The following is a 26,128-nucleotide window of genomic DNA, read 5'->3' on the forward strand; positions in this document are numbered from 1 at the left end:
AAGGATCGGTGATGGATCTGGGTGCCAAGGTGGGGGGCTTCGGCCTGGCCTGGCTGTTGTTGGTGGCGGCCTGTATGGCGGCGGCGGAACCGGCTCTGCGCGGCCCGGCCTTTTACGTGGGGCTGACGGTCACGGCCCTGGGCTGGTTCGGGCTGGCTCTGTTGTTCACCCGCCGGATCGGGGAATCTTCCGCCCGCCAGAGCGCATCAGCTGCCCCGGAGACCGCCCCGGTGCTGGGCCGGGTGGGCTCGGCACTCCAGGAAAGCTGCCAGACCGGACTCAGCCAGTGCAGTGATGCCCTCCAGGAACTGGCCCGGGCCCGGAAAATCGTGGCGGATGCTATCACCCAGTTGGTGAACAGCTTCCAGGAAATGAATAATCAGGCCCAGCGCCAGCTGGCCCTGGGCCAGGGCATTATGGGGGCGGGGGACGATCCGGCCCGGGAGGGGACGGATTTTGCCGCCCTGACCCACCAGGCGGCCGCCACCCTGGACGAGTTTGTGGACCGGGTATCCGCCAATGCGGCCCTGGCCCAGCAGCTGGTTACCCTGACCGCCCGCCTGTCCGAACAGATGGGCCAGATCACCGGCATGCTGGGGGAAATTGAAGGTATTTCCAAACAGACCAACCTGCTTGCTTTGAATGCGGCCATTGAGGCGGCCCGGGCCGGGGAGGCGGGTCGGGGCTTTGCCGTGGTGGCGGACGAGGTGCGGGATTTGTCCAGCCATACCGCCCATTTCAGCCAGCAGATCCGGGATCAGCTGGGCCAGATGGGCCATTACATTGACGACACCCAGTCCGCCATTCAGCAGATCGCGGCCCTGGACATGGGGGTGGCGGAACGCTCCAAGGCCGGGGTGGCGGAGGCCATGGGGCGCATTGAGGAGGTCCATGGCCGGACTTCCGGCGCTGTGGGGGAATTACGCCAGATCGCCGGCCAGATGCAGGCCTGCTCCGCCCAGGCGGTGCTTTCCCTCCAGTTTCAGGATTTGGTTTCCCAGCTCCTTTCCCACGTGGAAAAGCGCATCGGGGACGGCAGTCAGCTCCTCACCGCCCAGGCCCAGATGGCCAGGGCTCTGGGGGATGGGGCCGGGGCGGAAGCTGGGTTGGCCGCCCTGGACCGTCTGGTGCAGGACGTGCAGCAAAACCGGCGCCAGGCGCCCGTGGGCCAAGACGGCCTGACGAGCGGCGCTGTGGAACTGTTCTAATTTTTCTAGGGAAGACGGATATGTCCAAGACGATTTTAGCCGTGGATGATTCCACCTCCATCCGGCAAATGGTGTCCTTTACCTTGAAAAGTGCGGGCTACGAGGTGGTGGAAGCCGCCGATGGCCAGGATGCCCTGGACAAGGCCAAGAGCCAGGATTTTCAGCTGGTGCTGACGGACCAGAACATGCCCCGCATGGACGGCCTGTCCCTGATCCGCAGCCTGCGCACCCTGCCTGCCTATCGCTCCGTGCCCATTCTCATGCTCACCACGGAAGCCGGGGACACCATGAAATCCCAGGGTCGGGCGGCGGGGGCCACGGGCTGGCTGGTGAAGCCCTTCGATCCCCAGAAGCTGATCGAAGTGGTGCGCAAGGTCATCGGCTGAGGTGCCTTTGCCCGTTCCCCATCCCCGGCGCATGACGGGCCCTGTGGCGGCCCACCTCGGTGTGCCTTCCCGACCCATGGCCCCGTTTGGAGGTGCCCGTGGCCATTGATATGACCCAGTTCTACCAGGTGTTTTTCGACGAATCCGCCGAACACCTGGAGGAAATGGAAAATCTGCTCCTGGGCCTGGATATCGGCCAGCCGGAGGATGAGGATCTCAATGCCATTTTCCGGGCCGCCCATTCCATCAAGGGCTCCAGCGGCACCTTCGGCTTCGAGGACCTGACCCGGGTCACCCACATTCTGGAATCCTTGCTGGACCGGCTGCGCAAACACGAGCTGCCCCTGCGGGCCTCCATGGTGGATGCTTTTCTGGCCGCCGTGGATTTGCTCAAGGCCTTATTGGCCGCCCACCAGGGCGCCGATCCGGTGCCGGAGGCGGAGGTGGCCGCCCTGTGCGGTCGCCTGACCGCTTTGACGGATCAATCCCCCTCCGCCGCCGCGGCTAGGCCTACTGTGGCATCGGCCCCAATCTCCGCCTCCCTAGAGGCTTTCTCGACGGCCCCTGCCGATGGGGCGGCGGAGGAAGGGATGCGCACCTGGCATCTGGAATTTCTCCCCAAGTCGTCTTCCTCCTCCCCTCCTGCCGACCGGGCGGCCCTGGACCAGTTGCTCAACGATCTGGCCCATAACGGGGCGATCCGGGTGGAAGTGCTGCCGGAAGACGGCCAGCTGGGGGTCTGCCGGGTCAATGTGACCGGTCCCCTGGATCGGGAGCCCCTGGTCCGCTCCCTGGCCTTTCTGGCGGAGGAAGGGGCCTGGTCGGTGAAACAGCTGGATGGGGCGGAGGGGACTGCCCCTGCCCCCGCCACCACGGCTCCTGTTGAAGGCGAAAGCACCGGGGGGGACCCGGGCTACGGCTTTTTCAGCCCCCTGCCGGAGCCTGGGGCGGAGGCCGAATCGGTATCCCCGTCCAGCCTGGAAGGGGAGGGCTTCGGCTTCTTTGCTCCCCTGCCGCCCCGGGGGGCAGGGGAATCGGCATCCTCCAGTGCGGAAGAAGGGGACGGCGCCTACGGTTTTTTTGCCCCCCTGCCCGGTGCGGAACCCGCTCCCCAGCCTGCCGCCGCGCAGCCGGTGGCGGAAGAGGGGGATGGCTATGGCTTCTTCGAGCCTTTGCCGGTTCTGGTGGCTGAACCCGCTCCCGTCCCGCCCCCCGAAGCCCTGCCCGTGGCGCGTCAGGAGGAAGGGGCGCTTCCGGCTCCTGTGGCCCCTCTTCACGGGGAAGCCCGGGAGGGGGCGGCCAAGGGACGGGCGCCCTTGGCGGACCACGCTTCCATCCGGGTGGGGGTGGAAAAGGTGGATCAGCTCATCAATCTGGTGGGGGAACTGGTCATCACCCAGTCCATGCTTCTGGCCACCGCCCAGCAGATGCAGGAAAGCGCTCCGGAACGGCTGCTCAACGGCCTGACCCAGCTGGAGCGCAATAGCCGGGATTTGCAGGAAGCGGTGATGTCCATCCGCATGCTGCCCATTTCCTTCGTTTTCACCCGCTTTCCCCGGGTGGTCCGGGATTTGTCCGCCAAGCTGGACAAGCAGGTGGAACTGAAAATGAGCGGGGAAAATACGGAGCTGGACAAGGGCCTCATCGAGCGGGTGGCGGACCCCCTGACCCACCTGATCCGCAACAGTCTGGACCACGGTATCGAAACCCCGGAAAAGCGCCAGGCGGCGGGCAAGTCCCCCGTGGGCACCATTACCCTCCGGGCCGCCCACCAGGGGGGCAATGTGGTGATCGAGGTGGGGGACGACGGGGCTGGCCTGAACCGCCAGAAGATCCTTGCCAAGGCCCGGGAAAAGGGACTGCCGGTGAGCGACCAGATGAGCGACCAGGAAGTCTGGCAGCTCATTTTCGAGCCCGGTTTTTCCACTGCCGACCAGGTGACGGACATTTCCGGCCGGGGCGTGGGCATGGATGTGGTGCGGCGCAATATCCAGTCCATGGGTGGCCGTATCGAAATCCAGAGCATGGTGGGCATCGGCTCCCGCATGATCGTGCGTCTGCCCCTTACCCTGGCTATTCTGGACGGCATGAGCGTGGGGGTGGGGGAAGAGACCTACATCATTCCCCTGTCTTATGTGGTGGAATCCCTCCAGGCCGCCCCGGAAACCATCAAGACCGTTTCCCACCAGGGCCAGGTGATCCAGGTGCGGGGGGAATACCTGCCTGTGCTGGCGCTGCACCAACTGCTGGGGGGAACGCCCCGCTATCGGGAACTGTCCGATGGCATCCTGGTAGTGCTGGCGGCGGATGGCTGCAAGGCGGCCCTGCTGGTGGATGAATTGGGGGGGCAGCACCAGGTGGTGATCAAGAGTTTGGAACAGAATTACCGCAAGGTCCCCGGCCTTTCCGGCGCCACCATCATGGGGGATGGCCGGGTGGCCATGATTCTGGACGTGTCCGCTCTGGTGGGGCGGGTGCGGGGTGTGAACCGGGAATAGGCGATGGAGCAGATTATGGACAAGACAACCCCCCCCGCCGCCACCGAGGCGCCGGACCAGGAGGCCCAGGAATTCCTCACCTTTACCCTGGGCCAGGAGGAATACGCCATTGATATCCTCAAGGTCCAGGAAATTCGGGGCTATGACACGGTGACCCGGATCGCCAATGCTCCGGATTTCATCAAGGGGGTGATCAATCTGCGGGGGCTGATTGTGCCCATCGTGGATTTGCGCATCAAATTCCACCAATCCCAGGTGGAATACACCCCCTTTACCGTGGTCATCATCCTCAATGTGGCCGAACGGGTGGTGGGGGTGGTGGTGGATAGCGTGTCCGACGTGCTGGCCCTGACTCCCGGCCAGATTCGCCCGGCTCCGGATTTTTCTGCGAGTTTCGATACCCAGTACATTCTGGGGCTGGCCACGGTGGAAAATCGGATGTTGATCGTGACGGATATTGAGCGGCTGATGTCCAGCCGGGACATGGAATTGGTTGCCGACGCTGCGGCGCAAGCTTAAAGAGGATGGAATTATGACGAAACGTTTTTTGGCCAATCGCCGCCTGGGCATCAAATTCACCCTGATTAGCCTGCTGGCCATGCTGGCGGTGGTAATCACCGGGGTCTTCCTCTTCCGCCAGATGCAGGAGCAGATCGACTTTAGCGTCAAGGAACAGCAGGGGCTGGTCTATCACCAGGCCCTGCGCCAGTTGCTCCAGGAAACCCAGCGTCACCGGGCCGAGGCCAACACCCTGCTGCTGGGCAACGAGAGCGCCCGTTCCCGTCTGGATCAGGCCCGCACGGCGGAAGATGAGGAATTCCGCAAACTTTCCCAGCTGGATCAGCAATACGGCGCCCTGTTCCACAGTACGGACAAGCTGGCGGAACTGAGCAGCAAATGGCAGAGCCTCAAATCGGACCTGCCCAGCCTGCGCCCTGAGCAGTCCGTGGCCCGGCACAACCAGCTGGTGAACGGCATCATTGAACTGATGGCCCAGGTAGGAGATGCCTCCAACCTGATCCTGGACCCGGATCTGGATAGCTATTACGCCATGGACGTGGTGGTCAATGACCTGCCCGTGCTGGTGGAAACCATCGGCCAGGTGCGGGCCATGGCCAACTCCCTGCTGCTCAGCAAGTCCCGCAACGACGAGCAACGGCGCCAGCTGATCCAGCTCCTGGAACGGGTGCGGGCCCACGGGGAACAGTTGACCCACTCGGTGAGCCGGGTGATGCAGAATTCGCCGTCTACCCGGGAACGGCTGGAAAGCTCCCTGGCCGAGGCGGAAAACGGTATTCAGACCTTTTCCTCCGTGGTGGATAAGGAATTGATCCTTTCCGAAGTACTCACCTACGACCCCAACCAGTTCTTCGAACTCTCCAACCGGAGCCTGGACGCTAATTTCGCTCTCTACGACAGCACCGCCAAGGTGCTGGATGACCTGCTCCAGGCCCGGGTGGATCGGTATACCTCCCAGCGCAATTTGGTACTGGCGGTGGTGGCCCTGCTCTTCATCCTGGCTGGCACCGTGCAGGTCATTGTGCTGCGGGATGTGGTGGCCCGCCTGCGGGAGGCCAATGCCTATCTGGGACGTATCCAGGAAGGTCATCTGGACTTCCAGATTCCCCCCATCGGCAAGGACGAATTCGGCATTCTCCTGGGCTCTCTGGATGCCATGCGGGGGGCGCTACTGGAGCGTATTTCCACGGAACGGCGGGTGGCCAACGAAAATCTCCGGGTGAAGATCGGCCTGGACAACGTGGCCACCAACGTCATGCTGGCGGACCAGGATTTCCGCATCATTTATCTCAACCGCTCCATGCAGCAGATGTTCCAGCGGACGGAAAGCGATATTCAGCAATCCCTGCCCCAGTTCCGGGCGGCCCAGGTGGAAGGGGCCAATATGGACCTGTTCCACAAGAACGGCGCCCATCAGCGCAACCTGCTGGGCCAGTTGCAGGGCTCCCATACCTCCGAAATCAAGCTGGGGCGGCGCACCTTTGTGCTCACGGCCACCCCGGTGCTCACGGAGAGCGGCGAGCGCCTGGGCTACGCGGTGGAATGGATGGACCGGACGGCGGAAGTGGCGGTACAGCAGGAGGTATCTCAGATTGTGGATGCGGCGGCCAAGGGGGATTACGGCCATCGCCTGGAACTGGAAAACAAGCAGGGCTTTTTCCGCCATTTGTCTGAAGGTATCAATGCCTTGCTCCAGACCAGCCAGAATGCCCTCAACGATCTGGCGGAAATGCTTAGCCGCCTGGCCCGGGGCGATCTGACCCGGCGTATTGAGGCGGAATACGCGGGCACCTTCGGGCGCCTCAAGGATGACGCCAATGCCACGGTGGATCAGCTGGCGGAAATCATCGAACGCATTGCGGTGGCGGCGGACACCATCAATACGGCGGCCCAGGAAATCGCCACCGGCAATACGGACCTTTCTTCCCGTACCGAGGAACAGGCTTCCAGCCTGGAAGAAACCGCTTCCAGCATGGAAGAACTGACCGGTATCGTGAAGCAGAACGCGGACAATGCCCGCTCCGCCAATGAACTGGCCAGCAGCGCCCAGGACGTGGCGGAAAAGGGCGGGGCGGTGGTGGGCCAGGTGGTGGCCACCATGGGGGCTATTCACCAGTCTTCCAGCAAAATCTCCGACATTATCGGGGTCATCGATGGTATCGCCTTCCAGACCAACATCCTGGCCCTGAATGCGGCCGTGGAAGCGGCCCGGGCCGGGGAGCAAGGCCGGGGCTTCGCTGTGGTGGCTTCTGAAGTGCGCAGCCTGGCCCAGCGCAGCGCGGCGGCGGCCAAGGAAATTAAAGTGCTGATTTCCGATTCCGTGGAAAAGGTGGCGGTGGGTAGCAAGCTGGTGGATAGCGCCGGCCAGACCATGGGGGAAATCGTGGTAGCCATCAAGCAGGTGGCCCAGATCATGAACGACATTGCTGCCGCCAGCCGGGAACAAAGCAGCGGTATCGAGCAGGTGGGCAAGGCGGTAAGCCAGATGGACGAGGTCACCCAGCAGAACGCGGCCCTGGTGGAAGAAGCCGCCGCCGCTGCGGAAAGCCTGGAAGAACAGGCCAAGAGCCTGATGGAAGCGGTCTCCATCTTCCGTCTGGAAGGCGCCAAGGGGGAAGCCAAGGCGTCCCGGGCGGCCAAGCCGGCCCAGGTGCTCCTGGCGGCGGAAGACAAGGGCCGCCCGGCGCCCAATCATATGGGGGGTCGGGCGGTGAAGGTGCCCGCGTCTTTGGACGATGAATGGGAAGAATTTTGACGCCGGCAACGGTGCTACGGAGACCAGGCCATGATGCATGACGACCACAAGCCGCCCCTGTTCCCCCCCCGCATGGATAGCGGGGTACGGGAATTTCCCTTCACCAGCGCCGACTTTGAACGGGTGCGCAAGCTGATCTACCAGTACGCCGGTATTTCCCTGTCCCCGGTCAAGCAGGATATGGTCTATTCCCGCCTGGCCCGGCGTCTGCGGGCCACCGGCATCCATTCCTTCGCGGATTACCTGACCCGCCTGGAAACCCGGAGCGACGCCCAGGAATGGGAAAAGTTCGTCAATGCCCTGACCACCAACCTCACCTCCTTTTTCCGGGAAGCCCACCATTTCCCCATCCTGGCGGACTACCTGAAAAAGCACCACGGCCAGCGGCCCCTGAAAATCTGGTGCTGTGCCGCCTCCACCGGGGAGGAGCCCTATTCCATCGCCATGACCGCGGCGGAAGCCCTGGGGGGCTTCAATATCCCCGTCTCCATCCTGGCCTCCGACCTGGACACCAATGTGCTGGCCACGGCCCAGAAGGGGGTTTATGCCCAGGATCGGGTGGATAAGCTGCCCCCGGAGCAAGTGAAACACTTTTTCCTCAAGGGGGCTGGCACCCAGGAAGGCTATGTCTGCGTTCGCCCCGAATTGCGCCGCCTGATTTCCTTTCAGCGCATTAATCTGCTGGACCCCACCTGGCCCATGCGGGGGCCCTTTGATGTGATTTTCTGTCGCAATGTGATGATTTATTTCGACAAGCCGACCCAGTACAAAATCCTCTCCCGCTTTGTGCCCCTGCTCCAGCCCGACGGCCTGATGTTTGCTGGCCATTCGGAAAGCTTCCTCCACGCCGCCGATCTTTTCCATTCCATGGGCAAAACGGTCTATGAACTGGCCAAAAAGCCGGGATGAGGAAGGACCTGGGGAATCCTGGGACTTTCAGGAATCCCTGGCGGCCAACCATTATTTCGACCGGGTTTTTGATCGGGAAGCGGCAAAAATCCTGCCCGGGGAGTATTTTGTTGCCAACCAGGACATGCTCCTGGTGACCGTACTCGGCTCCTGCGTGGCCGCCTGTATCCGGGACACCCGGAGCGGTCTGGGGGGCATGAATCATTTCCTCCTGCCGGAGGACACCTCGGACAATCCGGTGGGCACATCGGCCCGTTACGGCACCTATGCCATGGAAATCCTCATTAACCACCTGCTCAAGCTGGGGGCCCGGCGCAATTCCCTGGAAGCCAAGGTGTTTGGCGGTGGTGCCGTGCTTCCTAGCCTCATGGGCAGCCAGGTGGGGTCTCGCAATGCGGAATTTGTACTGAATTATCTACAGACGGAAAAAATACCGGTGGTGGCCAAGGACCTGCTGGATTCCTACCCCCGCAAGGTCTATTTTTTCCCTGCTACCGGACGGGTGCTGGTGAAAAAGCTGCACCGGGTCCATAACCAAACCCTTTTCACCCGGGAACAGGAATACCGTTCCCGTCTTGGCCGGGCCAAAGTGGAAGGGGAAATCGAACTGTTTACCTGATTGCCTATGCCTGTACGTGTTCTTATCGTCGATGACTCCGCGGTCATGCGCAAGGTGCTGACCGAGATCATCAATTCCGTGCCCGATCTCCAGGTGGTGGGGGCCGCTGCCGATGCCCATGCCGCCCGGGAACTGATCAAGACCGTCCTCCCGGACGTGGTGACCCTGGATGTGGCCATGCCGGGCATGGACGGCCTGGATTTCCTCGACCGCCTCATGCGCCTCCGGCCTACTCCGGTGGTGATGGTGTCCGCTTTTACGGAATCCGGTTCGGATGCCACCCTGAAAGCCCTGGAACTGGGGGCGGTGGATTTCATCGGCAAGCCCCGCCTGGAAAGCGGCCAATCCATTGAGGCCTATTCCCAGGAACTGGCGGAAAAGCTCCGGGCAGCCCGGGGCGCCCGTCTGAAGCGGCCCGGTGGCCTGATCGGTGCGTCCGCGTCCCCACTGGCGGCCAAAGCAGCCCCCAGCCCGGTGACGGCGGCCCCGGTCCGCTGGGCCGGCGGTAAAATTCTCTTTGTTGGCGCCTCCACCGGGGGAACGGAAGCCCTCAAGGTGTTTCTTTTGGGCCTGCCGGCGGACTGTCCCCCGGTGCTCATCGTGCAGCACATGCCGGAAACTTTTACCGCCTCCTTCGCTAAGCGCCTGGATGGCCTTTGTGCCCCCCGGGTGATTGAATCCCAGGGGAATGAACGGGTGGAAGGGGGAACGGTCTACATAGCGCCCGGTCACTCCCATCTGCAGATTCGCCGGGGGCCTGCGGGCTTTCTCACCGAGCTGCTGCAAACGCCGCCGGTGAATCGTCACCGGCCCTCCGTGGATGTGCTCTTCCACTCCGCTGCCAGTGTGGTGGGGCGGAACGCCGTTGGGGTGATCCTTACCGGTATGGGTAAGGATGGAGCCCAGGGGATGCTGGCCATGCACCAGGCCGGGGCCAAGACTTACGGTCAGGACGAAGCCAGTTGCGTGGTCTACGGCATGCCCCGGGAAGCGGCCCTGATTGGGGCGGTGGATGAGGTGGTGAGTCTGAACGATATGGCCCGGCGGGTGTTGGCCGGATTGGGCCGCCCCTAGTCCCCAAGCCGTTGCCGGGCTGGTCGCCCCTGTTGTTCCCCCATTCCTCTCAGAAGGCGTGGAATGGGGCTGGCGGGCCGGGCCCGGGATTCCTGAGTTGTGATTTTTAGCATTTCCGACTTGGTGAATTTCAAGGTATTCTTTAGCTTCTGGCGGAAGTGTCGTTAAACGCTAATAAACCCGTGACGACGGCGCCTAGCGTCAGGTTGTTCCGGATCAATCGTTATTCCCGCAAATTCAGGGGTTGCTGCCATGTCCGAGCTGCTGAAAAGCATTGATGCACGTACCAAGCTAGCCGGTACTAATAAATTAGAAATTTTGCTGTTCACCCTGGGCCACGATGCCAACACAGGGCGGCGGGAAACCTTTGGGATCAACGTTTTCAAGGTGCGGGAAGTGATGCGCACTCCCCCCATTACGGCGGCTCCCGATATGCCCGCCGCCGTGGAGGGCATGGTCAGCCTGCGGGGCGCCCTGGTGCCCGTGGTGGATCTGGCCAAATATGCTGGGGTGCAGACCGATACCCCCCGGGACATCATGATTGTCACCGAATACAACGGCCACACCCAGGGCTTCCTGGTGGAGGCGGTGGATACCATCCTGCGCCTGGACTGGAGCATGATGCGGGTGCCGCCGGAAATGCTCCTGGCCCAGATGGGCGGTCTGGTGACCGCGGTCACCGAACTGGATGATGGCCGTCTGGTGATGATGATGGACGTGGAAAAGGTCCTGGCCGAGACGTCCAAATACGACGACGATCTGGTGTTCCGCAGCATTCCCCAGATCAACAAGCCGGGCTGCACCGTCTTCTTTGCCGACGACTCCGTGGTGGCCCGCAAGCAGATCGAACGGACCCTGGACGCCATGGGCGTCAAATACGTGGGGTCCATGAATGGCCGCCAAGCCTGGGATGAGCTGGAAAAAATGGCCTCCTATGCGGCTTCCATTGGCAAGCCCGTGTCTGATTACGTCAATCTAGTGCTGACGGACATCGAAATGCCGGAAATGGATGGTTACATCCTGACCAAGAAAATCAAAAGTGACCCCCGCTTTGCCAATATTCCGGTGATCATGCATTCCTCCCTGTCTGGCATGTCCAACCAGAAACTGGGCCTGTCCGTGGGGGTGGATGAGTATGTGCCGAAGTTCGAGCCTCAGAAATTGTCTGAGACCTTGTCCCGCCGCCTGGGAGCCGTTCCCGCCACGGCTGCAGCCTAACCGGATAGAGGGAGTCCTAAACCATGGATATGTCGGAAAAGAAAAATCTCCTGGATAGCGTGGATGCCCGTACCCGTTTGGCGGGCTCCAACAAAATGGAGATCCTGCTGTTTTCCCTGGGGACCAAGGAAACCTTCGGTATCAATGTCTTCAAGGTGCGGGAAGTGGGACGTACCCCCCACATTACCAAAACCCCCAACATGCCCCGGGGCGTGGAAGGCCTCATTTCCCTGCGGGGTAACGTGATCCCCGTGCTCTCCCTGTCCTCCTTCCTGGAGCTGGATAATCCGCCCAAGGGGTTGGGTAAGAGCATGATGGTGGCCGAGTATTCCAAGCGCACCCTTGGTTTCCTGGTCCATGACGTGGATCGGATCATCCGGGTGGATTGGGAACGGGTGAAGGCGCCGGAAACGGTGCTGGCCTCCAACCAGGGCCTGATTACCGCCGTTATCGAGCTGGAAGAAGGCCATCTGGTCTCCATCCTGGACGTGGAACAGATTCTGGCCAACGCCTTTGGCGAAGCCATCATCGTGGATATTCCCCCGGCCCGGGTGGAAACCGAATCCAGCGTCTTCTTTGTGGATGACTCCCTCGTCGCCCGCAAGAAAATCACGGAAGTGCTGGATAAGCTGGGGGTCAAGCACAAACATGCTACCAACGGGATGGAAGCTTGGACCCGCCTGCAGGCCATCGCTGCTCACACCCAGCAGATGGGGAGTAGCGTCAAGGACGAAATCCGCCTCATCCTGGTGGATGCGGAAATGCCGGAAATGGACGGCTATGTGCTGACCAAGAACATTAAGGCGGATGCCCGTTTCGAGGGCGTTCCCGTGGTCATGCACTCCTCCCTGTCCTCTGAAGCCAATCGGGCCATGGGCAAAGCGGTGGGCGTGGATGCCTATGTGGCGAAATTTGATGCGGAAATTCTGGCCGACACCCTGCGGCCGTTGCTGGAAAAACAATAAAGAAAGTTGGAGTAAAGCATGCCTGATCCGAAAATGAAGTTCCTGGTGGTGGATGATTTTTCCACGATGCGGCGTATTGTCCGCAACCTGCTCAAGGAGCTGGGCTTCACCAATGTGGATGAAGCCGAGGATGGTGCCATTGCCTTGCAAAAACTCCAGGGCGGGGGATTCGACTTTGTGGTGTCGGACTGGAATATGCCCAATATGGACGGTTTGACCCTGTTGCAGACCGTGCGGGCCACTCCGGCGCTGAAGCACCTGCCCGTGCTCATGATTACGGCGGAAGCGAAGAAGGAAAACATTATCGCCGCCGCCCAGGCCGGGGCCAGCGGATACATTGTGAAACCTTTTACCGCTGCCACCCTGAACGAAAAGCTGCAAAAGATTTTCGAAAAAATGGGGGTCTGACATGAACGAGACCACCGAAATCACCGGCACCGGCGACTCCGCCGATCTGGAAGCCCTATTCGACAGCATTGCCGCCACCCGGGATGAAGGGGCGCCTGCCGCCCCCGCCGCTCCCGTGGCTGCGCCTACCCCGGCCCCCGCTCCCGCGGCGGCAAGTTCCGACGAAGTGGGGGATAGCGACGAATTGCAGGCCCTTTTCGATAGCGTGGCCAGTACGGCCGCCCACGAAGAGGAAGCCCCCGCCGCTTCCCCGATTCCGGCTCAGCCGGTGGAGGGAGCTCCTGCCGGAGAAGGCAGTCAGGATCGGGTTTTCAAGCGTATCGGGGTCATGGCTCGGGAGCTTCACGATACTCTCCACGAGCTGGGCTACGACAAGCTGCTGGAAAAGACCGTCCATGCCATTCCGGACGCCAAGGACCGCCTAGCCTATGTGGCCAATCTTACGGAGCAGGCGGCTTGCCGGGTACTGAACGCCACGGATATCGCCAAGCCTTTGCAGGATGAGCTGGAGTCGTCTTCCAAGACCCTGGCCTCCCGTTGGGACGCCCTTTACGAAAACAAGCTGTCCGTGGCCGAATTCAAAGCCCTGGCCGATGAGACCCGGGCTTTCCTGAAAGACCAGGTGCCCCAGAAAGCGGCGGCGACCAACGAACAGCTACTGGAAATCATGATGGCCCAGGACTTCCAGGATTTGACCGGCCAGGTGATCAAGAAAATCGTCGGCCTGGCCCAGAATCTGGAGAACCAACTGGTGCAGGTCCTGGTGGATGTGATTCCCGATGCGCGGCGCAACGATAACGTCAATAGCTTGATCAATGGCCCGGTCATCAGCGGTGAAGGCCGCACGGACGTGGTGGTGAACCAGCAGCAGGTGGATGACCTGCTCGGTAGCCTGGGCTTCTAGGGGGAGAGCGAGATGAGCGATTTTGCCGGAATGGAAGACCTGCTGCAGGATTTCCTGCAAGAGGCCAGCGATCTGTTGTCGGATGTGGACAACAAACTCGTCGATCTGGAAAAGACCCCGGATGACCGCAGCCTGTTGAATGACATTTTCCGTGGTTTTCACACCATCAAGGGGGGGGCGGGCTTTCTGAACGCCTCCGAACTGGTGACCCTGTGCCACCTTACGGAAAACCTCTTTGACCGTCTGCGTAACGGACAGATGCAGCTGAATCCGGAACTGATGGACTTGATCATGGCCGCCACCAAAGGGGTGCGGGACATGTTCGGTGATCTGTCCGGCGGGGTCCAGCCCCATCCGGCTGAGGAGTCCCTGCTTTTCGCCCTGCGCCATGCCCTGGATAACAACGGTGCCACTCCCGGGGCGGCCGCCCCGGCGGCGCCTGCTGCTCCGGCTGCTCCCGCTGCGCCTGCAGCTGCGGCGCCAGCAGCGGCCTCCACTCCGGCCGGTGCGCCGGGGGAACCGGACTGGGATGCGCTCCATGCGGTGGTCACCGGGCAACCGGCTCCGGCGCCTGCCGCCACGGCGGTGGCAGCCCCCGCTGCCCCTGCTCCCGTGGCTGAAGTTCAGCCCCAAGCCCCTGCCTATGGGCGTCGGGAAGGGGATAAGCCCGGAGTGAACCGGGCGCCTGTCGGTCGGCGGGTGGAAGAGCGGGCGGCGGCCCGGGAAACCACCATCCGGGTGGATACCTCCCGTCTGGATCAGGTGCTCAACCTGTCCGGGGAAATCGGTCTGACCAAAAACCGCCTCACCAGCCTGCGGGCGGATATTCTGGCGGGTAAGACCGATGCGGAAACCCTCCATGCCCTGGATCAGGCGGTGAGCCAGCTGGATCTGCTGGTCTCCGATTTGCAGAATTCCGTGATGAAGACCCGGATGCAGCCCATTGGCCGGCTCTTCCAAAAATATCCCCGCATCGCCCGGGACTTGGCCCGCCAACTGGGCAAGGACGTGGAGCTGGTGCTGGCCGGTGAAGAAACGGAAGTGGATAAGACCATGATCGAGGATCTGGCCGATCCCCTCATCCACTTGATTCGTAACGCGGTGGATCACGGGGTGGAACCCCCGGGAGAACGGGCTTCCTCCGGCAAGCCGGCCAAGTCCGTGGTGCGCCTGGAAGCCCGTCAGGAAGGGGATCACATCGTCCTGATCGTGGCCGACGACGGCCGGGGCATGAGCGCCGAGCGCATTCGGGCCAAGGCTGTGGAAAAGGGGCTGATCTCCGAGGAAGAGGCCAACACCCTGGACGAGCGGCAAAGCCTGAACCTGATTTTCCTCCCCGGCTTTTCCACCAAGACCCAGATTTCCGACGTTTCCGGTCGGGGCGTGGGCATGGATGTGGTGAAGACCAATATCCAGAAGCTCAACGGGGCAGTGGAAATCCGTTCCGAACCGGGCAAGGGCTCCGTCTTCCTCATTTCTCTGCCCCTGACCCTGGCCATTCTGCCGGTGCTCCTGGTGCTGCTGGAAGATCAGCCCTTTGCTCTGCCCCTGTCCATGGTTCGGGAAATTCTGCCCATCGAAAAGGACAAGGTTCAGGAAGTGGGGGGCAAGGAAACCCTGGTGGTGCGGGGCGAAATTCTCCCCGTCATTTCCCTCTCCCGCCTGCTGGGCTGGTCCCAAGAGCGCTATCCGGAATACGGGGTGCTCATGCAGACGGCTGAACGCAGCTTCATCCTCTCGGTGGATAGCTTCGCCGGGCGGGACGACGCGGTGATTAAGTCCCTGGACGACTTCCGTCCCCGGGGCGTGGCCGGCGTCACCACCCTGTCCAACGGCCAGATTGTGCTGATTTTGGACATGAAGGAACTGCTGGCGGACCTGGGGCAACATCTGGATTCCGGGGCGGGAGGCATGCGGGCGCTGGAATTCGTCTAACCCCGCTGGGCTCCGACACTGAAACCGGGAGGCATTGCCTCCCGGTTTTGTTTTTGGAGGGGCGGGAGGCGTTGTGGGACAAAAACCTTACAAGCTCAGATTGTTCACAAAAAAACACGCTTACCTATTTAATTTTTATTGTTTTTTTCTATAATACGGCCTAACTCAACCAAAGTCCGGATATGGCGGAAGAAAGCGATCTCGAGCGGACAGAGGCCCCCACAGGCCGACGTCTCGAACAAGCCCGTGAAAAAGGGCAGGTTCCCCATTCCCGGGAGCTGGGGTCGTTTCTTGTCCTGATTGTGGCCGCCGGAATTTTTTGGTTCATGGGGAGCTGGTTCCTGCAACAGCTTATCCAATTGTTTCATCAGGCTTTTACCTGGGATCCGGTCCTTTTGAAGGAACCCCGGCGGGGCCTGACCTGGTTCATGGAATTGTCCGCCAATGGCATGCTGATCTTTGCGCCGTTGGTGCTGGCCCTGATGGTGGCTGCCCTGGCTTCCCCTTTTCTCCTCAATGCCTGGAATTTCGCCCCCAAGGCGTTTTCCCCCGATTTCACCCGCCTCAATCCCTTTGCTGGCCTGGGACGGATTTTTTCCGTCAATGGCCTCATGGAAATGGGCAAGGCCGTACTCAAGGCGGCGGTGATCGGTGGGGTAGCCCTGTGGGTGATCTGGCGGGATCAGGATCAGCTCTTCGGCCTCCTCAATCTGCCCCTGGAAGAGGGGCTGAGCTCGGCAGGGCAAATGATGTCCTGGAGCTTCCTCGTCATCGTTGCCGGCATGTTCCTCATTGTGGCGGCGGATGTGCCCTTCCAGCTCTGGCAGTACTACGACAAGCTGAAGATGACCAAGGAAGAGGTAAAGCAGGAACACAAGGAAATGGAAGGTAGCCCGGAGGTCAAGGGCCGCATCCGTCGCCTGCAACGGGAAGCCGCCCGGCGCCGCATGATGGCCGCCGTGCCCACCGCCGATGTGGTGGTGACCAACCCGACTCACTTTGCTGTGGCCCTGTCCTATAAAACCGGTATGCAGGCGCCCAAGGTGGTAGCCAAAGGGGTGGATGCGGTGGCCATGAATATTCGTAAGGTTGCCGCCGAACACAACGTTCCCCTGCTGGAAGCGCCGCCCCTGGCCCGTGCCCTGTACCGTCATGCGGAGCTGGAAGATGAAATCCCTGCCGCCCTCTATACGGCGGTGGCGGAAGTGCTGGCCTACGTTTATCAGCTGAACCGCTATCAGGAAGCCGGGGGCTCCATGCCCGTGGCTCCCCGAGACATTGCTGTGCCACCCGAACTGGTGCCGGAGGCCCTGAATGGCTAGTCCCGCCGCCATGAGCCTGCAAGGCATGTTCGGACGCCTGAACCCGCGCCAGCTGGCCGGGCCGATCCTCATCCTGATGATTCTGGCCATGATGGTGCTGCCATTACCGGCCTTTGTCCTGGATGTGCTGTTCACCTTCAATATCGCCCTATCCGTGATCGTCCTGCTGGTAGCGATTTACACGGTGAAGCCCCTGGAATTTTCCATTTTCCCCACCATTTTGCTGGTGACTACCCTGCTGCGCCTGTCCCTGAATGTGGCTTCCAGCCGGGTGGTGCTGCTGGAAGGCCATACGGGGCCGGATGCGGCGGGGAAGGTGATCGAGTCTTTCGGCCACTTCCTGGTGGGGGGCAATACGGCCGTCGGTATCGTGGTCTTCACCATCCTGGTGGTGATTAACTTTGTGGTGATTACCAAGGGTGCGGGCCGGGTGGCGGAAGTGTCGGCCCGGTTTACCCTGGACGCCATGCCCGGCAAACAGATGGCCATCGACGCGGACCTGAATGCGGGACTCATCGGGGAAGACGACGCCCGGCGCCGCCGGGGCGAAGTGGCGGCGGAAGCGGATTTCTACGGTTCCATGGACGGTGCTTCCAAGTTCGTCCGGGGCGATGCGGTGGCCGGAGTGGTCATCATGTTTATCAACATCATCGGCGGTCTCATCGTCGGGGTGTTGCAGCACAACATGGACGTGGGGGCCGCCGCCAAGAACTACACCCTGCTGACCATCGGTGACGGCCTGGTAGCCCAGATTCCCTCCCTGATTATTTCCATCGCCGCCGGTATGGTAGTGACCCGGGTAGGGGACGGCCAGGACATCAGCCAGCAGTTCATCGCCCAGATGTTTGCCAATCCCCGGGTGCTGGGCATTACGGCCGGGATTCTGGGGCTCCTGGGGATGATCCCGGGCATGCCCAATTTCGTTTTCCTGCTGCTTGCCTCCGCTCTGGGGAGCTATGCCTACGTGCTGTTCAAGCGCCAGATGGCGGTCAAGGAAGCGCCGGTACCGGTGCAGGCCGCTCCCGCTCCGGAAAATCTGGATGCCACCTGGGCCGATGTGTCTCCCCTGGATGTGCTGGGCCTGGAAGTGGGCTACCGGCTTATCCCGATGGTGGATAAGAGCCAGGACGGAGAGTTGCTACGCCGTATCCGGGGTATCCGGAAAAAATTTGCCCAGGAAGTGGGCTTCCTGGTGCCTCCCGTGCATATCCGGGACAACCTGGAACTGCGCCCCAATGCTTACCGGATTCTCCTCAAAGGGGTGGAAATCGGCCAGGGCGAAGCCTATCCGGGCCAATTCCTGGCTATCAACCCGGGGCGGGTGGCCGGCACGGTGCCGGGCAATGCCACCAAGGATCCGGCCTTCGGCCTGCCCGCCATCTGGATCGAAATGGGCTTCCGGGAACAGGCCCAGAGTTTCGGCTACACGGTGGTGGATACCTCCACCGTGGTGGCAACCCACTTGAATCACCTGATCCAATCCCATGCCTCCGAGCTTCTGGGGCGTCAGGAAACCCAGCAGCTGCTGGACCATCTGGCCAAGGAAATGCCCAAGCTCACGGAGGATCTGGTGCCCAAGACCATTGCCCTGGGCGTGCTGCAGAAGGTGCTGCAAAACCTGCTGGACGAAGGGGTGCATATCCGGGATATGCGCACCATTATCGAAACTCTGGCCGAGCATGGCTCCCACAACCAGGACCCGGAATTCCTCACCGGTCAGGTGCGGGTGGCCCTGGGCCGGGCCATCGTCCAGCAGCTTTATCCCAGCGGCAACGAAATGGCGGTGATGTCCCTGGATCCTCAACTGGAGCGCATTCTGGTACAAGCCATGTCCGGCGGTGGCGAAGGCGCCATGGAGCCCGGTCTGGCAGAAACCCTGGTGCGGGAGACCGCCGGTGCGGCCCAGCGTCAGGAAGAGCAGGGCTTGCCCCCTGTTTTGCTGGTGCCCAGCGCCATCCGAACCCTGTTGTCCCGCTTCCTGCGGCGCAACATCCCCCAACTCAAGGTCCTGGCCCACGGCGAGGTACCGGAAGCAAAAATGATCAAAGTCACCTCGATCATCGGAGGTAGAGCATGAATGTGAAAAAGTTTATTGCCGCCAGCGCCCGGGATGCGCTCCGCAAGGTGAAGGAGACTTTGGGGCCCGACGCCATCATTCTTTCCAACCGGGGCGTGCCCGGAGGGGTGGAAATCATGGCGGTGGCCTCCCGGGATATGGCCATGATCGTGCCCACCCCGGCCCGCCATGAGGTGGCGGTGGAAGATTACAAAGTCAGTCTGGCCGGAGTGGGCCGGGGAACGGCCTCAGCCGCCCCCACCATGGCACCCCGCCGGACCATGAATTCCTCCCCCCGGGAAAATCCGATGCCCCAGGCGGCGCCTACCCCGGCGCCGGCAGTGACCCGGGCCGTGCCCCGCCCCGAGCCCATTCCCCAGGTGCGGCGCCCGGTGCGGGAAGAAGATGACATTCCCCCTTCCGTGATGATGGATGAAATCCGGGCCCTGCGGAAAATTGTGGAACAGCATCTGGCTGGTTTCGCCTGGGGCGAAGCGGCCCGACTGGAGCCGGTGAAGACGGAAATGCTGCGCCACATGCTGGACGCGGGCTTTTCTCCCCAGTTTTCCCGGGAAATGCTTTTGGATTTGCCCCATGAACTGGACATGCCCCAGGCCCTGGCCTGGGTCAAAGGGGCGGCGGACCGATGCCTGCGGACCATTACCAGCGACAGCGATGTGATTGACCAGGGCGGTGTTTTCGCCCTGGTGGGGCCCACCGGGGTAGGTAAGACCACCACCACGGCCAAGCTAGCCGCCCGTTGCGTGGTGCGCCATGGGGCCAGCAAGCTGGCCCTGGTAACCACGGACGGTTATCGGATCGGTGCCCATGAGCAGCTGCGGATTTACGGGCGCATCCTGGGGGTATCCGTGCATCTGGTGAAGGATGCGGCGGATTTGCACAACACCCTGGAGGAGCTGTCCCACAAGCACATGGTGCTTATCGACACCATGGGCATGAGCCAGAAGGATCGGCTGGTCAGCGAACAGATTTCCATGCTGGTGGGCAGCGGCGGCCATGTGCGCCGTCTCCTGTGCCTCTCCGCCACTAGCCGGGGGGATACCCTGGATGACGTGATCAACGCCTACCAGGGGGACGATCTGGCCGGTTGCATCCTCACCAAGGTGGATGAGGCGGCCAGCTTGGCCACGCCCCTGGACGCGGTGATGCGCCACCAGCTCTGCCTCCATTACGTTTCCAACGGCCAACGGGTGCCAGAAGATTTGCATCTGCCCAACCGGGCCTATCTGCTGCATCGGGCTTTCAAGGATCTGCCGGAAACTTCCCCCCATCGTCTGTCCGGGCTGGAACCCGGGCTGATGATGGCCAATGCGGGGGTCGCCAACGGGACCTACGGAGGCCGCCGTGGCTGATTTCCATGGGGATCAGGCCGCCGGTTTGAGGCGGCTCTTCGGTCGGGAAAAGCTCCAGGTGGTGACTTTCGCCGCCGGCTGCAACGGGGTGGGGCGTACCCTGGCGGTGGCCAATGTGGCCCTTTCCCTGGCCAAGCTGGGAAAAGAGGTGCTGGTGCTGGACGAAAACACCGGCCACGACAATGTGGCCGCCTGGTTTGGCGCTCCGGCCTCCCACGACCTGCTCCAAGTGGTCAATCAGGAGCGCCGTCTGGCGGATGTGCTGGTAGAGGTGGCCCCCGGAGTTCACGTGTTGCCTGCGGCCCAGGCAGTGAAAAAGCTGGGCAAGCTAACCCTGCGCCAGCAGCAGGCCCTGCTGGATGGCCTGGGGGAATTGGAACGGCCCGCCGACGTCATTCTGGTGGATGCGGCCATCGATCATCCCCTGGGCTTTTCCCCCCTGAGCCTGGCGGCCCAGGAAACGGTGGTCATGCTTTCCGGCGTGGGCTCGGCTATTACGGAAGCCTATGCCCTGATCAAGAAAATGAGCTTGGGGTTTGCCCGGCGCAATTTCCGCATTCTGGTAAGCAAAGTCAAAGGGGCCCAGGACGCCCAGTCCATTTTTGACAATATGGCCCAGGTGGCCGGGCAACGGCTCCATGCCCGTCTGGACTATGCGGGCTATATTCCCTTGGATGAGGCCATTAAACGGGCCGATGCCCTGGGCCAGCCCGTAGGCACGGCTTTCCCGGAAGCCTCTTCGGCCCGGGCCTTTCGCCTTCTGGCGGGAGAAATGTCCCAATGGCCGGCAGGGGATCAGGAGGGCGCCGGCCTCGAACAATTCGTGCAACAGCTGCTACACTTGAGCCAACGTATTTCACCGAGTGTGATGCATCTGGGATAGCGCCAACCATACATAATGTACAACGCAGCTGGGCAGCTTAATAAAGAACAGCTGGTGCAACGTTTCGCCCCCCTCGTCAAACGGATTGCCTATCACCTCATGGCCCGTTTGCCCGCCAGCGTGGAGGTGGAAGACCTGATTCAAAATGGCACCATGGGTTTGTTGGACGCCGTCACCCGCTTTGAAACCGGGCACGGCGCCCAGTTCGAGACCTATGCGGCCCAACGGATCCGGGGCGCCATGCTGGACGGCTTACGGGAAAACGATTGGTTGCCCCGGGGGCTGCGGCGGGACATGCGCCGGGTGGAGCAGGCCATCAGCCGTCTGGAGCAGGTTAATGGCCGGGCCCCTACGGAGCCGGAACTGGCCGAATGCCTGGGTATGTCCATCGCCGAATATCAAAAGGTACTGGGGGAGGCCCGGGGGCACCAGCTGGTCTATTTTGAAGATTTTGGGGAAGAGGGGGGCGAGGATTTCCTCGAACGCCATTTCTCCGATAGTGAAGCCGATCCCTCCCGCATTCTGGAAGATAAGAGCCTGCGGGAGCAGCTGGTAGGCGCTATCGAAACCCTGCCGGAGCGGGAAAAACTGATGATGGCCCTGTACTATGAGCAGGACTTGAACCTCAAAGAAATCGGCGCGGTCATGGGGGTTACCGAATCCCGGGTATGCCAGCTCCACAGCCAGGCTATTGCCAGATTACGTGCTAAAGTCCTGGGCATTAAAACTGACAAGAAGCTGAAATAACATGGATTTCATCAGTGTCATCGGCTTGTTGCTGGGTGTTTCCGCCATTATTGGGGGCCAGGTCCTGGAAGGCGGGCATCTGGGCTCTCTGCTCCAGCCCACGGCTTTCCTCATCGTCTGCGGCGGTACCTGGGGCGCGGTTTTGGTCCAGAGCCCCCTGCCCGTGTTCGTGCGGGGCGTGAAGTCCGTCCTCTGGGTGTTTCGCCCTCCCATTATTGATTCCAAATGGCTCATCGACCGGGTGACGGAGTGGAGCCATGTGTCCCGCCGGGAAGGCCTGCTGGCCCTGGAAAGCTACATTGCCCAATTGAAGGACCCTTTCATGAAAAAGGGACTCCAGTTGCTGGTGGACGGGGCGGAGCCGGAACGTCTGCGGGAAGTGCTGGAAGTGGAAATCGGCACCTATGAGGACGAACTCAAGACGGCCGCTAAGGTGTGGGAATCGGCGGGCGGTTATTCTCCCACCATCGGCATTATCGGCGCCGTGCTGGGGCTGATCCACGTCATGGAAAACCTCTCCGACCCCTCCAAGCTGGGGGCCGGGATTGCAGTGGCTTTCGTGGCCACTATTTACGGGGTAGGCTTGGCCAATCTGGTCTATTTGCCCATGGCAGGCAAAATCAAATCCCATGTGGGGCGCCTGGTGGCCTATCGGGAAATGCTGGTGGATGGGCTGGTGGGGATCGCCAACGGAGACAATCCCCGGATTATCGAAAGCCGTCTGGCCGGTTACGTGGCCTGACCCGGGAGTAAGCCATGGGACGGCGGAAAAAAGCAGCGGAAGAACACGAAAACCTGGAGCGCTGGATGGTCTCCTACGCGGACTTCGTGACCCTCCTGTTCGCTTTTTTTGTGGTGATGTACGCCATTTCCTCGGTCAATGAGGGCAAGTACCGGGTGCTCTCCGATTCCTTAGTGAGTGCCTTCCGTAACGTCAATGTGGTGTCCGGCGGCCAGATTATGGTGGTGCCGGCCAAATCCCCCGGGGATACCCTGAAGCAGGTGGTGGCCCAGGACGATCCCAAAACCGCCGCCGTTAAGCAGCAGCAGCGGCAAAAAATGCGCAATGTGGCCAAGGACATTTTTGCCGTCCTGGCGCCCCTGGTTCAGCAGGGTAAGGTGCGGGTGCTGGAAACCTCCCGGGGGGTGACCATCGAAATCAACGACAGCGTGCTTTTCGCTCCTGGCCAGGCCATGCTGGAACCCCAATCCATCAAGGCCATGCGGGCCGTGGGGGAAGTGCTGGCCCCTACGGATTTCCCCATTACCATTGAAGGCCATACGGACAACATCCCCATCCGTACCCCCTATTTCCCTTCCAACTGGGAATTGTCCGCCGTGCGGGCCACCACCGTGCTGCGTCTGTTTGTGGATAGCGGGGTGACTCCCGAACGCCTGACCGCCATTGGCTACGGGGAAACCCATCCGGTGGAAGCCAATGACACGCCGGAGGGCCGGGCGAGAAATCGGCGAGTGAGTATTCTGATTGATTCCATGCAGGCGGAGCGCCCGGTGCAGTTAGAGCACGACAACGGGACTCCGGCGGGGGCTGAGGGCAAGGCTAAGCCCGCCCCTTGAGGGGTGAGACTAGGGAAGGGGAAGGGTGGGGGACTTCTGACCCCCGGGAGCGGGGGCAGAAAAGGGAGCACCCCCTAAGAGCAGCAGTCGGCAGCAGTCAAACGGAATCGATAATGCGCCGGGCGGCGAGCTGATCCGGTTGACCATCCGGACCGTAGAGTTTGCTGTGACCGGTGGCAGACAACAGAATGTCCAGAGCCTGATTGTTATGCTGCATCCACATGCCCAGGAGTTTGCCGTTGAGGCTGTTGGTTTCCTTGGCCTGGGCGGTGAGGGATTTGAGCTCCTCCCACGCTGCCCCGCAGGCGGGGGAGGCCTGGGTCCGGAGGGCGGCTTCTACGCCCACCTTATCTTCAGCGAAACCGTGGCTGGTAAGCCACTGATTGCGCCCGTTGGCGGCCCCGTTCAAGGCCGTCACCAATTCCAACTTGCGGGGGGTGAGCTGGTCCAAAACCTCCGCCGTGCCGGACTGGATAGCCTCTTGCTCCTGCTGGGCCAGGGCCAGGAAGTCGGCCATCAGCCGGACTTCTTCCTGGAGTTTGTCCTGTAATTCAGCGAGGGAAGCGGTCATCACGGGGCCAGTGGGGTTCAGGCGGTTTTACGTCCGGAGAGCAACTCCTGGGCGGATCCCAGCAGACGGTCGGCAATGGCCCCAGCATTGATGGAGAAACGGCCTTCCACGATGGCCTGCTTAATGGCATTCACCTTGGCGGTGTCAATTTCTCCGCTGCCGCTGCTGCCTTCCGTTTCATCCATGGCCTGGAGTTGGGAAGACAGGGGGCTGATCTGCACCTCGCTGCCTTCGCTGGCGGAGGCAGCGTCGCTGCGGGCGCTGGAAACAGCTTTGCCTCGACTATTCCCGGATAAGTTGGCCGCGGTGAGGCTCGGGCTAAGAGCGTCGATTTTCACGGTATTACCTCTTACACAATGGGTCTCACCTGGGTTTACGGAAATAAAACAGAATTCTTTAAGTATTTTAACGTCTTCCCCGGACGCCGGGGAAATCGAGAGCAGGATTTACCTTTGGCAGGGGCTTAAAAAGCCACCTCCACCACGCCGCCGCTACGGGCGATACCGCTGATCGACTGGCCGTTCTGCAGGCGCACCTGGACTACCTGCCCTTCCGCCCCGTTATTCAGGGCCCGGCCTTCGCTGGTGACGGAAAAGCCCGGACCGGTGGAAATAACCCGGACGGTCTGGCCCTGCTGTACTACCAGGGGGGCGGTGAGCATGTCCATACGCAGGGGAAATCCGGCGCCGATGCCCGAGCGTACCGTTTTGCCGATGGCTTGTTCGGGGGCGGTGACCACCCCGTTGGGCAGATTGGCCAAATCCCCCCGTTGCAGGGAAATGTCTCCGGGGCCGATGGGCTGGCCCGGGTAGAGGGGGTGAGTGCTGACCACATAGCCGGTTTCCACGCTCACATTGACCGGAACATAAATGGTCCAGCCCCCCGGAGTCTGGCAGCGTACCCCCACGGTAATGCGCCCCCAGAGCCGCCCGCCGGCAGGCAGAAAGGCTTCCATGGACGGACAGGGGGCCAGCTGGGTGCCCGGCACCAGGGGGGAGATAGCGAAGCTGGCTTTGCCGGGCAGCCCCCGGGTCTGGGCATGGAGAAAGTGTTCGACGGTGTGGTTGATGTCCTGTTGCAGGGTGGCCGCGTTAGCGTTGCCGGCCCAGGGGGCGGTCATCAGGAGCAGGGCGGCAAACAGGCGCAGAAGGGCGTTCATGGGAGCATTCTTGCACGCCCGACCGGTTCAGGGAATAGGCCCCTGGGGATCGGCGGCAAAGGGCGGCAAACATTGCCGAGGGGGAATGGGGTTCCGGGCTAAAAACCTGGGATGGACGGGGGAATGGGCTTGGGATCAGCGGTGGCATGGAACGTGCATCTAGAAGGCTGAATTGATTTGCAGCCGTCTGGCACTGTATCGGGGACCTTCCATCATGATGAGCAAGTTGGATCAGGAAATTAATTTCCAGCATCAAGCGTTGAATCTGCGGGCCTACCGCCAGCAGATTCTGGCGACCAATATCGCCAACGCGGATACGCCCAACTACAAGGCCCGGGACATTGATTTCTCCAGCGCCCTGGGGGCGGCCCTGGCGGGACGGGAGCCTTCCTCCCTGGCCCTCAAGACCACTTCCAGCCGCCATCTCAACGGCGCCCAGTCCGGCGGCCCGGCGGAACTGCTCTATCGCCAGTCCTACCAGCCTTCAGCGGACGGCAATACGGTGGATATGGACGTGGAACGCTCCAGTTTCGCGGAAAACTCCGTGCAGTACGAAGCCCTGGTCCAGTTCATCGGCGACAAGTTTAAGACCATGCGCCTGGCCATTCAGGGCCAGTAAGGGGAGCAGCTAAATGAGCATGTTCAGCGTCTTTAACGTGGCCGGCAGCGCCCTGACCGCCCAGTCCGCCCGTCTCAATGCCATTGCCAGCAATCTGGCCAATGCGGACAGTATCGCCGGGCCCGACGGCAAGCCTTACCGGGCCAAGCAGGTGGTGTTTCAGGCCACGCCGGTGGCCAGCGACGGCGCCGAAGGGGTGCGGGTGAAGCAGGTGGTGGAAAGCGCTGCCCCCATGCGCATGATTTATGACCCCCATAACCCGGCGGCGGACGACAAGGGCTATGTGTCCATGCCCAATGTGGATGTGGTGGAGGAAATGGTGAACATGATTTCCGCCTCCCGTTCCTACCAGACCAACGCGGACGTGATGGCCACGGCCAAGACCCTGATGACCAAGACCCTGACCATGGGTCAGTAAGGCT

25 protein-coding genes are annotated in these 26,128 nt (G+C 61.6%); 22 read left to right on the forward strand and 3 right to left on the reverse strand.

What is annotated here, in order from left to right; translation table 11 throughout:
- The first annotated feature begins 11 nt into the window (after positions 1-11).
- The 20 genes from Azoinq_RS15135 (at position 12) to motD (ending at position 23,357) form a co-directional block, all read left to right on the forward strand.
- On the forward strand, positions 12-1,208 hold the full coding sequence (locus tag Azoinq_RS15135) for a methyl-accepting chemotaxis protein (protein ID WP_216129136.1): 1,197 nt from the start codon (positions 12-14) through the stop codon (positions 1,206-1,208).
- Positions 1,209-1,228: 20 nt separating this feature from the next.
- Positions 1,229-1,594 (forward strand): response regulator, encoded by a 366-nt coding sequence (locus Azoinq_RS11005; RefSeq protein WP_216129134.1) that lies wholly within the window; start codon positions 1,229-1,231, stop codon positions 1,592-1,594.
- A gap of 98 nt (positions 1,595-1,692) precedes the next feature.
- Entirely contained in the window at positions 1,693-4,092 is a 2,400-nt protein-coding gene (locus tag Azoinq_RS11010; RefSeq protein WP_216129133.1) for a chemotaxis protein CheW, read from the forward strand.
- A 15-nt stretch (positions 4,093-4,107) separates the two neighbouring features.
- Entirely contained in the window at positions 4,108-4,611 is a 504-nt protein-coding gene (locus Azoinq_RS11015) for a chemotaxis protein CheW (protein WP_216129131.1), read from the forward strand.
- Between the two features lie 13 nt (positions 4,612-4,624).
- Entirely contained in the window at positions 4,625-7,366 is a 2,742-nt protein-coding gene (locus Azoinq_RS15140; protein WP_269751298.1) for a methyl-accepting chemotaxis protein, read from the forward strand.
- A 33-nt stretch (positions 7,367-7,399) separates the two neighbouring features.
- Complete coding sequence (locus tag Azoinq_RS11025; RefSeq protein WP_216132013.1) at positions 7,400-8,275, forward strand: CheR family methyltransferase; 876 nt, start codon at positions 7,400-7,402, stop codon at positions 8,273-8,275.
- Complete coding sequence (gene cheD, locus Azoinq_RS11030; protein WP_216129129.1) at positions 8,250-8,894, forward strand: chemoreceptor glutamine deamidase CheD; 645 nt, start codon at positions 8,250-8,252, stop codon at positions 8,892-8,894. The genes Azoinq_RS11025 and cheD overlap by 26 nt, the downstream gene beginning before the upstream one ends.
- Positions 8,895-8,900: 6 nt before the next feature.
- Entirely contained in the window at positions 8,901-9,968 is a 1,068-nt protein-coding gene (locus Azoinq_RS11035; RefSeq protein ID WP_216129127.1) for a protein-glutamate methylesterase/protein-glutamine glutaminase, read from the forward strand.
- A 252-nt stretch (positions 9,969-10,220) separates the two neighbouring features.
- Positions 10,221-11,186 carry a chemotaxis protein gene (locus Azoinq_RS11040; protein ID WP_216129125.1) on the forward strand — a complete coding sequence of 322 codons (966 nt, stop codon included), beginning with the start codon at positions 10,221-10,223 and terminating at the stop codon, positions 11,184-11,186.
- Positions 11,187-11,209: 23 nt separating this feature from the next.
- Complete coding sequence (locus Azoinq_RS11045; RefSeq protein WP_216129123.1) at positions 11,210-12,151, forward strand: chemotaxis protein; 942 nt, start codon at positions 11,210-11,212, stop codon at positions 12,149-12,151.
- Positions 12,152-12,169: 18 nt separating this feature from the next.
- Complete coding sequence (gene cheY, locus Azoinq_RS11050; RefSeq protein ID WP_216129121.1) at positions 12,170-12,559, forward strand: chemotaxis response regulator CheY; 390 nt, start codon at positions 12,170-12,172, stop codon at positions 12,557-12,559.
- Between the two features lies 1 nt (position 12,560).
- Positions 12,561-13,463: a protein phosphatase CheZ gene (gene cheZ, locus Azoinq_RS11055; protein WP_216129119.1), complete on the forward strand. Its 903-nt coding sequence runs from the start codon at positions 12,561-12,563 to the stop codon at positions 13,461-13,463.
- A gap of 12 nt (positions 13,464-13,475) precedes the next feature.
- Positions 13,476-15,398, forward strand: a complete 1,923-nt coding sequence (locus tag Azoinq_RS11060; protein ID WP_216129117.1) for a chemotaxis protein CheA — start codon at positions 13,476-13,478, stop codon at positions 15,396-15,398.
- Positions 15,399-15,580: 182 nt separating this feature from the next.
- Complete coding sequence (gene flhB / locus Azoinq_RS11065; RefSeq protein ID WP_216129115.1) at positions 15,581-16,720, forward strand: flagellar biosynthesis protein FlhB; 1,140 nt, start codon at positions 15,581-15,583, stop codon at positions 16,718-16,720.
- Entirely contained in the window at positions 16,713-18,797 is a 2,085-nt protein-coding gene (flhA, locus tag Azoinq_RS11070) for a flagellar biosynthesis protein FlhA (RefSeq protein ID WP_216129113.1), read from the forward strand. The genes flhB and flhA overlap by 8 nt, the downstream gene beginning before the upstream one ends.
- The gene (gene flhF, locus Azoinq_RS11075; protein WP_216129111.1) at positions 18,794-20,149 is read left to right on the forward strand and encodes a flagellar biosynthesis protein FlhF; all 1,356 of its coding nucleotides are present in this window, start codon (positions 18,794-18,796) and stop codon (positions 20,147-20,149) included. The genes flhA and flhF overlap by 4 nt, the downstream gene beginning before the upstream one ends.
- Positions 20,142-21,032, forward strand: coding sequence for a MinD/ParA family ATP-binding protein (locus Azoinq_RS11080; protein ID WP_216129109.1), 891 nt, complete (start codon positions 20,142-20,144; stop codon positions 21,030-21,032). Before flhF ends, Azoinq_RS11080 begins: the two co-directional genes overlap by 8 nt.
- 15 nt (positions 21,033-21,047) lie before the next feature.
- Entirely contained in the window at positions 21,048-21,779 is a 732-nt protein-coding gene (locus Azoinq_RS11085; RefSeq protein WP_216129108.1) for an RNA polymerase sigma factor FliA, read from the forward strand.
- A 1-nt stretch (position 21,780) separates the two neighbouring features.
- Positions 21,781-22,521, forward strand: coding sequence for a flagellar motor protein (locus Azoinq_RS11090; protein ID WP_216129106.1), 741 nt, complete (start codon positions 21,781-21,783; stop codon positions 22,519-22,521).
- A 14-nt stretch (positions 22,522-22,535) separates the two neighbouring features.
- A complete protein-coding gene (gene motD, locus Azoinq_RS11095) occupies positions 22,536-23,357 on the forward strand; it encodes a flagellar motor protein MotD (protein ID WP_216129104.1) in 822 nt (273 codons plus the stop codon).
- A gap of 97 nt (positions 23,358-23,454) precedes the next feature.
- Here the strand turns inward: motD and Azoinq_RS11100 are convergent, their stop codons facing one another.
- From Azoinq_RS11100 to flgA, 3 genes are all read right to left on the reverse strand, one after another.
- Positions 23,455-23,928, reverse strand: a complete 474-nt coding sequence (locus tag Azoinq_RS11100; protein ID WP_216129102.1) for a flagella synthesis protein FlgN — start codon at positions 23,926-23,928, stop codon at positions 23,455-23,457.
- A gap of 17 nt (positions 23,929-23,945) precedes the next feature.
- Positions 23,946-24,266: a flagellar biosynthesis anti-sigma factor FlgM gene (gene flgM, locus Azoinq_RS11105; protein WP_216129100.1), complete on the reverse strand. Its 321-nt coding sequence runs from the start codon at positions 24,264-24,266 to the stop codon at positions 23,946-23,948.
- A 125-nt stretch (positions 24,267-24,391) separates the two neighbouring features.
- Complete coding sequence (gene flgA / locus Azoinq_RS11110) at positions 24,392-25,087, reverse strand: flagellar basal body P-ring formation chaperone FlgA (protein ID WP_216129098.1); 696 nt, start codon at positions 25,085-25,087, stop codon at positions 24,392-24,394.
- 214 nt (positions 25,088-25,301) lie between these two features.
- On the opposite strand from flgA, the gene flgB reads away from it, so the two are divergent.
- Both flgB and flgC read left to right on the forward strand, forming a co-directional pair.
- On the forward strand, positions 25,302-25,706 hold the full coding sequence (flgB, locus tag Azoinq_RS11115) for a flagellar basal body rod protein FlgB (RefSeq protein ID WP_216129096.1): 405 nt from the start codon (positions 25,302-25,304) through the stop codon (positions 25,704-25,706).
- A gap of 13 nt (positions 25,707-25,719) precedes the next feature.
- On the forward strand, positions 25,720-26,124 hold the full coding sequence (flgC, locus tag Azoinq_RS11120; RefSeq protein ID WP_216129094.1) for a flagellar basal body rod protein FlgC: 405 nt from the start codon (positions 25,720-25,722) through the stop codon (positions 26,122-26,124).
- Positions 26,125-26,128 lie beyond the last annotated feature (4 nt).

This window comes from Azospira inquinata, assembly GCF_018905915.1.
GTDB lineage: Bacteria > Pseudomonadota > Gammaproteobacteria > Burkholderiales > Rhodocyclaceae > Azospira > Azospira inquinata.